Origin of the sequence: Sinorhizobium psoraleae, assembly GCF_013283645.1 — a bacterium.
Taxonomy (GTDB): Bacteria; Pseudomonadota; Alphaproteobacteria; order Rhizobiales; family Rhizobiaceae; genus Sinorhizobium; species Sinorhizobium psoraleae.
Window position 1 is genome coordinate 272,413 of the sequence record NZ_JABEKV010000002.1, and the last position, 13,963, is coordinate 286,375.

Below are 13,963 nucleotides of genomic sequence, written 5' to 3' on the forward strand. Positions count from 1 at the left end.
TATATGTCAGTTAGCTAATTTATAGATCACTCACCTGAAACCGTCATGCCAACAGTCGATGAGGGGGAAACGATCGTTGGCGCCGGCCGTTCCACTTAGCTGGTCATTTTTGTTTCATTGCCGCCAACAGTGCCGCGCCAAGAGCACCCTGGGCGGGCGCTTGCGGCCGCGGCTGACGCTCCGCTGCGTTGCGCGTGCCGCCGCCATTCGATGCGGATCCTCGCGCCTCGCGCCCCCCCTTTTCCGCGCCACCATCCTTGCGCATCGTGAGGCCGATGCGCTTGCGCGCAACATCGATTTCGGTGACGCGCACCTGCACGACATCGCCTGCCTTGACGACCTCATGCGGATCCTTGACGAAGCGGTCGGCCAGTTGCGACACGTGGACGAGGCCGTCCTGGTGCACACCGATATCGACGAATGCGCCGAAAGCCGCGACATTCGTCACCGTACCCTCGAGTTGCATCCCGACTTTCAGATCCTTGATGTCATCGACGCCGTCGGCGAAGGTTGCGGTCTTGAAGCTCGGGCGCGGATCGCGACCCGGCTTTTCCAGCTCTGCAAGAATATCCTTGATGGTCGGCAAGCCGAAACGCTCGTCGACAAAGGCGCGCGGCTCGAGCTTTTTCAGGGCGACGCTGTCGCCCATAAGGGAGCGGACGTCGCGACCACAAGCGGCGATGATCTTGTTCGCCACTCCATAGGCCTCCGGGTGCACCGAGGACGCATCGAGCGGCTCGGTGCCGTTCGGGATCCGCAGAAAGCCGGCGCATTGCTCGAAGGTCCGGGCGCCAAGACGCGGAACCTTCAGGAGTTCCTGACGGCTGGTGAAAGCCCCCGTCGCGTCGCGGTGCGCGACGATCGCTTCCGCCGATGATTTGCCGAGGCCGGAGACGCGCGCCAGCAGCGATGCCGAGGCGGTGTTGAGATCAACGCCGACGGCGTTCACCGCATCTTCGACGACCGCGTCCAGTGAGCGGCTGAGCTTCGATTGATCGACATCGTGCTGATATTGACCGACGCCGATTGATTTCGGCTCGATCTTGACGAGCTCGGCAAGCGGATCCTGCAATCTTCGGGCGATTGACACGGCGCCGCGCAGCGAGACGTCGAGGGCGGGAAATTCGGCTGCCGCCGTTTCAGACGCGGAATATACCGAAGCCCCCGCCTCCGAGACGATGACCTTGGTGGGTTTCGGGGCCGGTAGCTGCGCCAGCATGTCGGCCACGAGCTTCTCAGTCTCGCGGCTGCCCGTGCCGTTGCCAATGGCAATCAGTTCGACCCTGTGCTTGCGAATGAGCGACGCGAGTTCCGCCTGGGTGCCGCGAACATCGTTCTTTGGCGGAAAGGGATAGACCGTTGTCGTATCAAGCAATTTGCCCGTGCCGTCGACGACCGCGACCTTCACTCCGGTGCGGATGCCCGGATCAAGACCCATGGTTGCGCGCGAGCCGGCGGGCGCGGCGAGCAGCAGATCCTTGAGATTGCGAGCGAAGACGCGGATTGCTTCCTCTTCCGCCCGCTCGCGCAGCTCACGCATCAGATCCAGCGAGAGCGACATGGAGAGCTTGACCCGCCAGGTCCAGCCGATCACGTCCAGGAGCCATTTGTCGCCGGGCAGGTGCGCGCCGACATTATAGGCGGCCGCAATCATACGCTCGACCGGTTTCATCGGTGATCTGTCGTCCTGGTCAACGACGATATCGACCGAGAGAATCTCCTCGTTCCAGCCGCGCAACATCGCAAGCGCCCGGTGGCCGGGCGCCGTCGCCCAGCGTTCAGAATGATCGAAATAATCCGAGAACTTCGCACCGGCTTCCTGCTTGCCGTCGACCACTCTGGCACGCAGGAACGCGGCGTCCTTCATGTAATTGCGCAGGCGCCCCAAAAGATCGGCGTTCTCGGCCATGCCTTCGGCGATGATGTCGCGCGCACCCTCGAGCGCCATCTTGACGTCCGCGACATCGGCCGTCAGATACGCACCGGCGCGATCGGCCGGCGCGATCGAGCGGTCGGCAAGTATTGCCTCTGCCAGCGGTCCCAGTCCACGCTCCCTGGCGATCTCTGCTTTGGTGCGCCGTTTCGGCTTGTAGGGCAGATAGATATCCTCAAGCTCCGCCTTGGTGGCCGCAGCGGCGATCTTGCCTTCGAGCTCGTCGGTGAGCTTGTCCTGGCCGCGGATCGAATCGAGGATCGACGATCGGCGCGCCTCGAGTTCACGCAGATAGGTGAGCCGTTCCGAAAGCACGCGCAGTTGCGTATCGTCGAGACCGCCGGTTACCTCCTTGCGATAGCGAGCGATGAAAGGCACCGTCGCTCCCGCGTCGAGCAGGTCGACGGCGGCGGCAACCTGCGCGGTGGTTGCCTTAATCTCACTTGCGATGAGGGCGGCAATGGGCTTTGCGGTCATTCTGCGTTCCGTATTCTGTTTCCGAGCGGACCATACTGGCGCAGACCATCAAGGCCAAGTGAGGGCGGATGATCGCCCGACCGCACTCCACAGAAGATGGTCGATTGCGGAAATGCTCACCGCACCCCTCACCCGCATTGGGATGAGGGGCGGAAAAGACGCTCGCCGGATGACCGGCACTATGCTGCGTTAGACGGCGACGAGTTCCAGGCGCCGGCGGGTTCTCTCGAATTCAAGCAATTCGCGCTCCTTTTGAGCGATATAATCCCGCGAGACCGGCACCGAGCTGAGCGATGGCGAGAGCTGAAGTTGGAAGACGAAGTGCTTGTCATGGAGAAAGGCGGTTTCCGAGGCCGCGAGATAGAATTCCCACATCCGGAAGAAGCGTTCGTCGTAGAGCCTGACCGCCTCCTCCCGCCGCGCCACGAAGCGCTCGCGCCAGGCCCGCAGTGTCCAGGCGTAGTGCATCGGCAGGATTTCGATGTCCTTGACGAGCAGCCGCGTGCTCTCGACCGAAGGCAGCACTTCGGAGAGGGCCGGGATATAACCGCCGGGAAAGATGTACTTCTCGATCCACGGGTTGGTGGCCCAAGGCTTGTAGATCTGGCCGATGGAGTGAAGCAGCATCACCCCTTCGGGTGTCAGCAGCTCTTTCATCTTGCGGAAAAAATTGCCGTAGTTGCCGATGCCCACGTGCTCGAACATGCCGACGGAAACGATTCGGTCGAACTGCCGCCCCTGCATCGTGCGGTAATCCTGCAGCTCGAAGCGCACGCGATCGGCGAGCCCGCGCCGCTCCGCTCGTTCGCGCGAGACCTTCAGTTGCTCCTCGCTGAGCGTGATTCCGGTGACTTCGACGTCGGATGCCTCGGCAAGATACATCGCCATCCCGCCCCAGCCGGAACCCACTTCAAGCACCTTCTGGCCGGGCTCGAGCAAGAGCTTCGCCGCGATGTGCCGCTTCTTGGCGCGCTGCGCCTCGTCGAGCGAGATTCCCGGCGGATGGAAATAGGCGCAGGAATATTGCCAGTCCTCATCGAGGAAGAGGTTGAAGAGCTTCCCGTCGAGATCATAGTGGTGGGCGACATTGTAGCGATTGCGGTTGACCGGCAGCCGGCTCTTCACCTGCTGGCGCAACACATGCCCCAGCGCAACGATGGAATTGGCGAAGGTCGCAGCGTTTGCCAGATCATTGCTTTTGATGATGGATAGCACGTCGAAGATGTCGCCTTCTTCAACGAGAACGCGACCATCCATATACATTTCACCAAACTTTAGCCCGGGGTCCCGCACAATGGCCTTTTCCGCCGCGGCATCGGCTATCCGTATGGCCGCCGGCTGGCCCGTACCATCACCCAGAACTACCTTTTCACCTGATGAGAAAGCGACCGTCAGTTTGCCCTTCTGGACAAGACGGCGAAGCAGATTCGACAATGCCGCACTCATATCCTACCTCAGCATCAGACCTAAACGGACACATCGTTCCTCCGCACAGGAGACGCTGCGAGCGGTTCGATCGGCTTTCGGGGATGCGCGCAGGCATGCGCTTGGGAAACGACGCCGGACGCATCCTGAAAAACGAGAACCGACTTGGCTAAGCCTACGGCTTCCGTCAGGCAGCAGCGCCGCAAGGTCGCCGCGCACCGGGAATTTCGTCAGGCTGGCCCACCGGGCTCCTATCCATCAGAACTTCCATTAACTTAGCGGTGTTCCACGGTTTATCAATGGGCTTCTTTGTGGCCCCTCATTGATCTGCTTCCTTAGTAAATTCGAAGAAATGCGGATTGGAGTGGCCGGTGGCGGCCCGTCGCCGATCGGCCAGGGCGTGGCCAACGGATCGACCGCGGGACGAACCGAAAATTCTGAGGCTTTCCCTTCCGCCCTAGCCGCCGAACACGCCAAGGCCGCGAAGGCGGTGGCGATCATGCGGGCGATCGAGATCGAGCACCGGTCCCGCCGTAACGATCCCGGTCGGATTAATGTGCCGGATGCCGTAATAGCCGCGCTTGATGTGATCGATGCGCACGGACTCGCGAATGCCCGGCCACTGGTAAATTTCGCGCATGTAGTTGGACAGCGATGGATAGTCCTCGATCCGGCGGATGTTGCACTTGAAGACCCCGTGATAGGCGGCATCGAAACGGATCAGGGTCACGAACAGCCGGATATCGGCCTCGGTGAGATAGGCGCCGGCAAGATATCGATGCGCCTCAAGATGCCGCTCGAGTTCGTCGAGCATGTCGAACAGCCCGGAGACCGCCTCGTCATAGGCCGCCTGCGTCTTGGCGAAGCCGGCGCGGTAGACGCCATTGTTCACGCGCGCATAGACCGGCTCGTTCCACCGATCGATTTCCGCGCGCAACGCGGCAGGGTAGAAATCCAGGCGATTGCCGGTCAGATGGTCGAACGCCGAATTGAGGATGCGAATAATGTCGGCTGATTCGTTATTGACGATGCGCCCCTCCTCCATGTCCCACAGGACCGGTACCGAGACCTTGCCGGTGTAGTGCGGGTCGCTCGCCGTGTAGAGCTGATGATGATAGCGAATCTCGCCCACGCGGGCGCCGGCATCGACAGGCTGGTCGTAGGTCCAGCCATCTTCACCCAGAATGGGGTTGGAGGCTGTCAAGCCGACAACGGCTTCAAGGCCCTTGAGGTTGCGCATCGCGATGGTACGCGAGGCCCAGGGACACAGATAAGAGACGAAAAGCCGGTAACGCCCTGCTTCAGCCATCAATGCCGGTTGGCCGTCCGGACCGGCCCGCCCGTCGGGCGTGATCCAGTTGTGGAACCGAGTCGGCTCGCGATGGAAGGCACCGTCCTTCATCTCGCTTGCGGCGACATCGCCCCTGACCCATTTTCCATCGACGAGCTGCGGCATGCGTATTCTCCTGCAGGCGTTGCCTAAACCGGTACCGATGGCTTACGTTCCACAGGGTTGATTTCCGGTCAATTGCGCGCGGGGTGACAGATCGTTCGCAAACCGCGCGCCCGGCGCTCGCATCATCTTCGCCCATATTGCCGGTGAAGCGGGCGCCAGAGGAGAAGTCACGATGAAGACGCTCATCGTTGTTGTGTTTGCCGTCGCTGCCGCCCTCTGGCTCCTCAATACCTCCCTGCTGGTGACGCCACCGTCAGACACGGCCAAAATTCTCGCGCACCGTGGCATTCACCAGGTTTTCCAACAGGAAGGCGTCGAAAACGACACCTGCACGGCCCAGCGCATCGAGCCGCCGCGTCACGCCTATCTCGAAAACACGATAGCCTCCATGCAAGCGGCAATGGACAGTGGCGCGGAGGTCGTGGAACTCGACGTCCATCTTACGCCGGACCGTCAGTTTGCCGTATTCCACGACTGGACGCTCGATTGCCGCACGGACGGAAAGGGCGTCACCGAGCAAACGCCGATGACGACGCTGAAGACGCTCGATATCGGCTACGGCTACACCGCCGACGGAGGCAAGACCTTCCCCTTCCGCGGCCGCGCGCAAGGCCAAATGCCGACGCTGACGGAGGTATTCACCGCCCTGCCACACGGCCGCTTCCTCATCAACTTCAAGAGCGACCGGCGGGAGGAAGGAGCGACGCTTGCGGTCCTGTTGCGCGCGCATCCCGAATGGCGAAAATCGGTTTTCGGCGTCTATGGCGGCAGCGCTCCGACGCAGGAAACCCTGCGGCTGGTGCCTGGGCTGAGAGGCTATGACAGGCAGTCGACCCTCGCCTGTCTCGGCCGCTATGTCGCCTATGGCTGGACAAGCATCGTGCCGGAGGCCTGCCACAACACGCTCGTCGTCGTACCCGCCAACTACGCGCCGTTTCTTTGGGGCTGGCCAGACCGCTTTGCCGCCCGCATGAAGGATGCGGGCAGCGAGGTGATACTTCTCGGACGCTACGGCGGCGGCGATTTTACCTCCGGCATCGACAGCGCAGATGACCTGACGCTCGTGCCCAGGAATTTCGCGGGCTATGTCTGGACCAACCGCGCAGAGACGATCAGTCCGCTTCTCGGGAAAAGGATGGCGGCAACGAACAGCCAGGCGAACCGCGAATAGGCCAAGACGTTTGCCGGGCCGATAACTCGGTTATCGCGGGAACTCGAGCCCCATTTCACGGAAGCGCTCCGGATCGTCGCCCCAGTTCTCGCGCACCTTCACAAAGAGAAAAAGGTGCACGGGCTGCTCCAGGATCTCCGAGATTTCCTTGCGGGCCGCGGTCGAGATCGCCTTGATCGCCTCCCCGCCCTTGCCAAGCGCGATCTTCTTCTGGCTCTCGCGTTCGACATAGATCACCTGCTCGATGCGCACTGACCCGTCCTTGCGCTCCTCCCATTTCTCGGTCTCGACGTGAGACGCATAGGGAAGTTCCTGGTGCAGCCTTAGGAACAGTTTTTCGCGGGTGATCTCGGCTGCGAGCTGGCGCATCGGAAGGTCCGAGATTTGATCCTCGGGATAGTACCAGGGGCCTTCCGGCAGCGCCTTCGCAAGATAATCCATGACATCGTCGCATCCGTAGCCGGAAAGTGCCGAGATCATGAACGTGCGCTCGAATTTGACCGTTTCGTTTGCCGCGGCCGCAAGCTTCAGCAAATCTTCCGGGCGAACCTGATCGATCTTGTTGAGCACCAGAATCTTCGGCTGATGCACTTCCTTCAGGCCCTCGAGGATCGCTTCCGCGTCGCCCTTCAATCCGCGTTCGCTGTCGATCAGCAGCATGATCAGATCGGCATCCTTGGCGCCGCCCCAGGCGCTCGTCACCATCGCGCGGTCAAGCCTGCGCCGCGGCTTGAAAATGCCCGGCGTGTCCATGAAGACAATCTGGGCATTGTCATGGATCGCGATGCCGCGCACGATCGCGCGCGTCGTCTGCACCTTGTGACTGACGATCGAGACTTTCGCGCCGACGAGGCGGTTGACGAGCGTCGATTTACCGGCATTCGTCGCGCCGATCAGCGCCACGAAACCCGAGCGGGTCGGCGCGCCGGTGGCGGCCGTATCATGTTCCATATCCGTCATAGCTTCCGTCAATTTCCGGCAGGCTTCTGCTGCCAAACGCCTTCACGCTCCAGCAATCGTGTCGCGGCGACCTGTTCGGCGCCGCGTTTGGAGCGATCGGTTCCCGTCTCCGGTGCAAGCCCCATAACCTCGACCGTCACCGTGAAACGCGGGTCGTGATCGGGGCCGGAGCGATCATCCGTCCTGTATTTCGGTGCGACGCCGAACCTGGCGTGCGCCCATTCCTGCAATTCTGTCTTCGCGTCGCGGCGGGCGCCGTCGGCACTGGCCGCGCGAGCCGTCCAGTGGAGCAGCACGAAGCGCCGCGCCGCCTCCAGGCCGCCATCGAGATAGATCGCCGCGATCAGCGACTCTACCACATCGGCGCGCACATTCATCATGTGCTTGCCGGTGATCTTCTTCACGTCCGAACCGGTGCGGATGAACTCGTGCAGTGACAGGTCGTCCGCGACTTTGGCGCAGCTTTCCGCGCTGACCAGTTGGTTCAGTCGGACGGAAAGCTCACCCTCGTTCGCGTCGCGAAAGGTCTGGAACAGTAACTCGGCCACGCACAGCCCCAGCACACGGTCGCCCAGGAATTCGAGACGCTGATAGTTGCTGCCCTTGGCGTTGCGAGCGCTCGAATGCGTCAGCGCCCGGTCCAGGCGTTCCTTCTCGACGAACTGATAACCGATCACGGCCTCGAGTCTTGCCCGATCCTCCGCGCTCAGCGGTCGCCCCTTCATCATTCGACGACCTTGAACAGGCGGTCGTAACGCAGGTTTGCCGGCCATTTCCAGACCTCGCGGAACGACGTGTCGTTGCCGAGCGAGAAGAAGATCAGGCTGGCGCGGCCCACCAGGTTTTCCGCCGGCACGAAGCCGACGTCGAAGCGGCTGTCGGCGGAATTGTCGCGGTTGTCGCCCATCATGAAATAGTGGCCGTCGGGAACGATGAACTCACGCGTGTTGTCGCCGCGCGAATCCGGGAACTGGTCGAGCGTGTCATAGGAAACGCCGCTGTCCATCGTCTCGCGGTAGACCGGGACATCGCCGCCGGTATCGTACTGGTCGTCAGCGCGGAATGCGCCGTCCGGAACGCGATCGACGGCCTTGTCGTTGACGTAGAGAACGCTGTTTCTCACCTGAATCCGGTCGCCGGGAAGACCAACAAGACGCTTGATGTAGTCGATGTCCGGATTCGGCGGGAAGCGGAAAACTACGATATCACCGCGTTCTGGCTCGCTTGCGAAAATCCGGCCGCTAAAAAGATCAGGCGAGAAGGGCAGCGAGTACTTCGAATAGCCGTAGGCGAACTTGTTCACGAAAATATAGTCGCCGACAAGCAGGGTCGGCATCATCGAGCCTGACGGAATCGTAAAGGGCTGGAAGAAGACTGTTCGGATGACGACGGCCAAAAGCAGCGCCTGGATGATAACCTTTACATTTTCCCAGAGGCCGCTCTGCTTCGTTTCTGTCTTTTCTTCCACGCTGCTGTCTTCCTTTGTCATCCGCTTCGGATGCCCGATACTTGCGCTCGGGCTCCGTACTGCGCGCCGCCGCGCAATTCGATCCTATATGTTGCCGGAACTTTGCGCTTCAAGCGACCGCCGGTCCGTGTTTCCAGCAGAATGCTCTAAACCGTTCCCTCCACCGGGGCAACGGGCAGCGCCTCGATAATCACGAAGGCTTGTGCCAACGGGAAGTCGTCCGTGATCGTCAGGTGGATGGCAGCACGGTGACCCACGGGTAACATTTTCTGGAGCCGCTCGGCCGCGCCGCCGGTCAACTGCATCGTCGGCTTTCCGCCCGGCATATTGACGACACCCATGTCCTTCCAGAAAACCCCTTGCGCCAAGCCGGTGCCTAGTGCCTTCGAACAGGCCTCCTTGGCGGCGAAGCGCTTGGCATAGGATGCGGCTCGATTCTTGCGGCCGTCCGATTTGGCGATCTCGATGTCGGTGAAGCACCGATTGACGAAGCGTTCGCCGAAGCGTTCGAGCGAATTCTCGATCCGGCGGATATCGATGAGATCGCTGCCGATGCCAATGATCATGATGAGTGCCCGACCTGTTGGGAACGTGCTCGCCTGCGCCTCCGTTGGAAAAGCCGGGCCGCTTGGTAGGCGAGCGGATAGAAGACAAGCGCGCCAGCGACGGCGAGCGGAAGTGAACCGATGAGCATCGGCTTGAATACCGGTCCCCAGAGTTCCGCGAGTTCCAGGCGCTCGACCATATCACCGATCTCGGCGCCGCTGACAGCCGTGCCATCCTGCGGCCCTGTCAGGACGGTGCCGATTTCATAAGAGGCCGTCAGGATGATCGGAATGGTGACCGGATTGGCGAGCGCCGTCGTGATAGCGGCCGCAAGAAGATTGCCGGAAAAAATCGACGCGAGGGCGACTGCCAGGAAGATGTGAAGGCCGAAAAACGGCGTGAACGACGATGCGGCGCCGGCCGCAACGCCGACCGCGATCGAATGCGGCGAAGACGACAGACGCAGGACGCGCAAGGCAATGTATCGCAGCCCGCGCGAGAGGCCCTTGCGTGGCCATAACAAGGCGCGGAGCCTCTCGGAAATCGTGACCGGTTTTCTGCGCCTGAATAACATTATGCCGTCATGATCGCATCTCGAAGCGGCCCATCGGCGCGAGAAAGCGCTTCCGCCTCGTTGTGGGCCGCAAGATAGGCGTCATGTCCATCGCAGACAAGTCAGGCGCGGCGCCGCAGAAATTTGCAACGGAGCTATTCGCCTGATGCATGGCTTTAGCGAGCCGCCAACCGCTGCTGCATGCATCCTTAAATCGGGCCGGTCAAGGATGAAAACATGCAGCAAATCAGAGTGCTACAGCAACCTTTATGCGCCTGAAAAGACACGTGGGACCGTCGGGCCAGCTATCGCGCGTTCGAGGGCCGCGCGATAAAATCAGAAGCTGCTGCGGAACAGGCCACGGTCGATCTGGCGCTGACGGTATTCGAGATCGATGCGATCGACGGAACCGTTCAGATAGGCGATCTCACGCTCTTCAACGGTCGGAACGTGCAGGGCACGGGTGAGTTTCTTCAACTGCTTGAACATGGCAAACCTCTTCGTTTACCTCCCAAGCGAAAGATAGTTTAGCGACCGCTGCCCTACCAGCGTCAGGATAAGGCGGCAGCCATGCAACTAACGCATGACAGCGGACTTTCCCTCCCTCATCATGCCTATTCCATAGGCAAATGCATGAAGAACGTATCCGTCGGAACAACTGCCATCCATATATGCGGCTTGAACGACGCGCGACTCGATCGCACGAACGGGCCATCCCCGCCGAGAAATCGCAGTGCTGGCCGGCCTCTTTGCAGCTTTTTGACGTGCCTATTCGAACAGCCGCTTGACCATGGAAATGCTCGGCAACTCTTTGAGCTGTGCGATCAGATGGTTCAACTGACGCAGATCCCAGACTTCCAGGTCGAATTGCAGCTCGCTGAAATCCGCCGCGACTCGCCCCATGGAAAGCGTGCGGATGTTGACGTCGGTCGTCGCGATCGCCTGCGCGATCTCCGCCAGTGTGCCGGGCTCGTTCAGCGCACTGACCGCGATCCTTGCGATGAACCGGCTGCTGTTCGCTTCATCGAGGTCCCAGCGCACATCGATCCAGCGCTCCGGCTCGTCATCGAAGTTTTGCAGGATCGGCGACTGGATCGGATAGATGGTGATGCCCTTGTCGCTGTCCATGATGCCAACGATGCGGTCGCCCGGAACAGCGCCGGCCGGGCTGAAGTGCACCTCGGCATTGCCGGAAAGGCCACGGATCGGCAAAGCTTCAGGGCCCTCGACCTGTTGCGCTCCGACCGTCTCTTTCGAACGGCCGGGAAGCTTGAAGACCATGCCTGCGGCGCTGCGCATGTTGAACCAGCCGTCGTCCGCGCTGGGCTTCACCGTGACACGCTCGTCCTGATGATCGGGGAATACGGCGCGCAGGACGTCGAGCGAGGACAGCTCACCCCGCCCGACCGCGGCGATCGCGTCCTCGACCTCTTTTTGCCCGAGCCTGTGCAGGGCCGGCTTCAGCGCCTCGCGCGAAAAACTCTTGCCGGCACGTTCGAAAGTCCGCTCAAGAATACGGTAGCCGAGACCGGCATACTGCTTGCGGACGGCCGCACGCGTCGCGCGACGGATAGCGGCACGCGCCTTGCCGGTAACGACGATTTCCTCCCAGGCGGGCGGCGGCACCTGAATGCCGGAACGGATGATCTCCACCTCGTCACCGTTGTTGAGACGCGTGACCAAGGGCATGATGCGGCCGTTGATCTTCGCGCCGACGCAGGTATCGCCGATGTTCGTATGCACGGCATAGGCAAAATCGATCGGCGTAGCGCCGCGTGGCAGCGCGATCAACTGCCCCTTGGGCGTGAAACAGAATACCTGATCCTGAAACAGCTCGAGTTTCGTGTGTTCCAGGAACTCCTCGGGATTGTCGCCTTCGGCCAGCGACCCGATCGTGCGGCGAAGCCAGGAATAGGCGTTCGATGTGGGTGATCGCGGCGCATCCGTCGCCACGGCGTCACGATCCTTGTAAAGGGCATGCGCCGCAATACCATATTCCGCAATGTCGTGCATGCGTTTCGTGCGGATCTGCAGCTCGATGCGCTGGCGTGACGGGCCAATGATCGTCGTGTGAAGCGATTGGTAGTCGTTCTGCTTCGGCGTCGAGATATAATCCTTGAAGCGTCCCGGCACGACGCGCCAGCGTGTGTGCACGATGCCGAGCGCACGGTAGCACGAGGGAATGTCGTCGACGATGATGCGGAAGCCCCAGACATCCGACAGCTGCTCGAAGGAAAGCGATTTTGACTGCATCTTGCGGAAGACCGAATAGGGCTTCTTCTGACGTCCCTTGACCAGCGCCTGCGTCAGGCCCTCGGCCTGCAGCAGTTCGCTCAATTCCTCCTCGATCTTCTTGATCAGGCCCTCGTTGCGCTCTGAGAGTTCCTGGAGTCGCCTGGTGACTGTTTCGTAGGCCTCCGGGTTGATATGGCGGAAAGCGAGATTTTCGAGTTCCTCGCGCATGTCCTGCATGCCCATGCGCCCGGCCAGCGGCGCATAGATGTCCATCGTCTCTTCGGAAATGCGCGCGCGCTTCTCCGGCGACATGTGGTCGAGCGTGCGCATGTTGTGCAGGCGATCGGCAAGCTTGACGAGGAGAACGCGGACGTCGTCCGAAATGGCAAGCAACAGCTTACGCAGGTTTTCCGCCTGCTTGGCCTTCTTGGTGACGAGATCGAGCTTCTTGATCTTCGTCAGCCCCTCGACCAGGGCACCGATGTCCTCGCCGAAGAGATCGTCGATTTCTTGCCGCGTCGCCGTCGTGTCCTCGATCGTATCGTGCAGCAGCGCAACGGCGATCGTGGACTCGTCCAGATGCATTTCGGTGAGAATGGCCGCCACCTCGAGGGGGTGGGAGATGTAGGGGTCGCCGCTTGCCCGTTTCTGTTGGCCGTGCTTCTGCATGGCGTAGACGTAAGCCTTGTTCAGCAGGGCTTCATTGACGTCGGGCTTGTATTTTTGCACGCGCTCAACGAGCTCGTATTGGCGCATCATCCGCTGGCGGCTCCGTGGAAAAGACAAACAAAAAAAGTGCGCCAATCATAGGAGTGGCGCACTGCTTTGAAAACAGACCGGAACACACGTTCCGGAACGGATCTTAGTAGTCGTCGCTCTTTTCCGGAGGCACGAGTCCTTCGATACCTGCAAGCAGTTCCTCTTCGGACATGCGGTCGAAGGTCAGCGCTTCCGGCTGATCTTCCTCTTCCGCCGCATCCGCGAAAGCGGCGGCGGCTTCCGGCTGCGTCAGCGAAGCCGGATCCGGCTCGGGTTCGTCCACTTCGACATGCTTCTGCAGCGAGTGGATCAGGTCCTCCTTCAGATCGCCGGGCGAAAGGGTCTCGTCAGCGATCTCGCGCAATGCAACGACGGGGTTCTTGTCGTTGTCGCGATCAACGGTGATAGCGGCACCCTGCGAAATTAGGCGTGCGCGGTGGCTGGCGAGCAGAACGAGTTCGAAACGGTTGTCGACTTTGTCAATGCAGTCTTCGACGGTGACGCGGGCCATAGCCTGTCCTTTGCGACTCAAAGCGCGGCGGCGTTGCCGCTGCACAGATTAAACGACACGAGACCGGAACAGCCGTCGGTTGACGACTTCATCAGCTCCGATTTCTGGAATTATCCGCCCGGATACAATCAAAACAGCATAAGTTCAAGTTTTTCCTGCATTCAGTGCTCACATCACCCAGTGACACATGGTAGAATATGACGCCTGGGCGCCGCAAGTGTTGGCCACATATGCTGATTGCATTGCGCAATGCGCTAATCGAATTTGCAGCGGCAATCGCAAATTGAGGTGTGGACCAACTGCAGCAACTGCTAAAACTAGCTATATGCGTCGTGCGCTGGTTGGATTAATGCGTGGTATAACCTACATTATTTGCAATATCAGCAATTATTAATGTAATCCACCTATTTTCTGCGCACCCTTCGGTCGGAAGGTTCAAGATGCGCCGGGCATGGAAAAAGGAAATTAC

At 60.6% G+C, this 13,963-nt stretch carries 12 protein-coding genes; 1 reads left to right on the top strand and 11 read right to left on the bottom strand.

Translation table 11 applies throughout. The features are described from left to right. Positions 1-103: 103 nt before the first annotated feature. The 3 genes from ILFOPFJJ_RS10130 to ILFOPFJJ_RS10140 form a co-directional block, all read right to left on the bottom strand. Positions 104-2,410: a Tex family protein gene (locus ILFOPFJJ_RS10130; RefSeq protein WP_173510431.1), complete on the bottom strand. Its 2,307-nt coding sequence runs from the start codon at positions 2,408-2,410 to the stop codon at positions 104-106. 189 nt (positions 2,411-2,599) lie between these two features. Continuing rightward, a complete protein-coding gene (locus ILFOPFJJ_RS10135; protein ID WP_173510432.1) occupies positions 2,600-3,856 on the bottom strand; it encodes a cyclopropane fatty acid synthase in 1,257 nt (418 codons plus the stop codon). Between the two features lie 436 nt (positions 3,857-4,292). Further along, complete coding sequence (locus ILFOPFJJ_RS10140) at positions 4,293-5,291, bottom strand: glutathione S-transferase family protein (RefSeq protein WP_173510433.1); 999 nt, start codon at positions 5,289-5,291, stop codon at positions 4,293-4,295. Positions 5,292-5,463: 172 nt separating this feature from the next. On the opposite strand from ILFOPFJJ_RS10140, the gene ILFOPFJJ_RS10145 reads away from it, so the two are divergent. Next, the gene (locus ILFOPFJJ_RS10145) at positions 5,464-6,462 is read left to right on the top strand and encodes a glycerophosphodiester phosphodiesterase family protein (RefSeq protein ID WP_173510434.1); all 999 of its coding nucleotides are present in this window, start codon (positions 5,464-5,466) and stop codon (positions 6,460-6,462) included. Positions 6,463-6,492: 30 nt separating this feature from the next. Here the strand turns inward: ILFOPFJJ_RS10145 and era are convergent, their stop codons facing one another. The 8 genes from era to rpoZ all read right to left on the bottom strand — a co-directional run bounded on the left by era (position 6,493) and on the right by rpoZ (position 13,494). Then, positions 6,493-7,422, bottom strand: a complete 930-nt coding sequence (era, locus tag ILFOPFJJ_RS10150; protein ID WP_173510435.1) for a GTPase Era — start codon at positions 7,420-7,422, stop codon at positions 6,493-6,495. An 8-nt stretch (positions 7,423-7,430) separates the two neighbouring features. Further along, positions 7,431-8,147, bottom strand: coding sequence for a ribonuclease III (gene rnc / locus ILFOPFJJ_RS10155; protein WP_173511479.1), 717 nt, complete (start codon positions 8,145-8,147; stop codon positions 7,431-7,433). Further along, complete coding sequence (gene lepB / locus ILFOPFJJ_RS10160; RefSeq protein ID WP_173510436.1) at positions 8,147-8,890, bottom strand: signal peptidase I; 744 nt, start codon at positions 8,888-8,890, stop codon at positions 8,147-8,149. The genes rnc and lepB overlap by 1 nt, the downstream gene beginning before the upstream one ends. A 146-nt stretch (positions 8,891-9,036) precedes the next feature. Continuing rightward, positions 9,037-9,456 (bottom strand): holo-ACP synthase, encoded by a 420-nt coding sequence (acpS, locus tag ILFOPFJJ_RS10165; RefSeq protein ID WP_173510437.1) that lies wholly within the window; start codon positions 9,454-9,456, stop codon positions 9,037-9,039. Further along, a complete protein-coding gene (locus ILFOPFJJ_RS10170) occupies positions 9,453-9,959 on the bottom strand; it encodes a DUF2062 domain-containing protein (RefSeq protein ID WP_376741402.1) in 507 nt (168 codons plus the stop codon). The genes acpS and ILFOPFJJ_RS10170 overlap by 4 nt, the downstream gene beginning before the upstream one ends. 366 nt (positions 9,960-10,325) lie before the next feature. After that, positions 10,326-10,478, bottom strand: a complete 153-nt coding sequence (locus ILFOPFJJ_RS10175) for a DUF3563 family protein (RefSeq protein ID WP_173510439.1) — start codon at positions 10,476-10,478, stop codon at positions 10,326-10,328. Positions 10,479-10,757: 279 nt separating this feature from the next. Next, positions 10,758-12,983 carry a RelA/SpoT family protein gene (locus ILFOPFJJ_RS10180; RefSeq protein ID WP_173510440.1) on the bottom strand — a complete coding sequence of 742 codons (2,226 nt, stop codon included), beginning with the start codon at positions 12,981-12,983 and terminating at the stop codon, positions 10,758-10,760. A 103-nt stretch (positions 12,984-13,086) separates the two neighbouring features. Continuing rightward, positions 13,087-13,494, bottom strand: coding sequence for a DNA-directed RNA polymerase subunit omega (gene rpoZ / locus ILFOPFJJ_RS10185; RefSeq protein WP_136504099.1), 408 nt, complete (start codon positions 13,492-13,494; stop codon positions 13,087-13,089). Between the last annotated feature and the right edge of the window lie 469 nt (positions 13,495-13,963).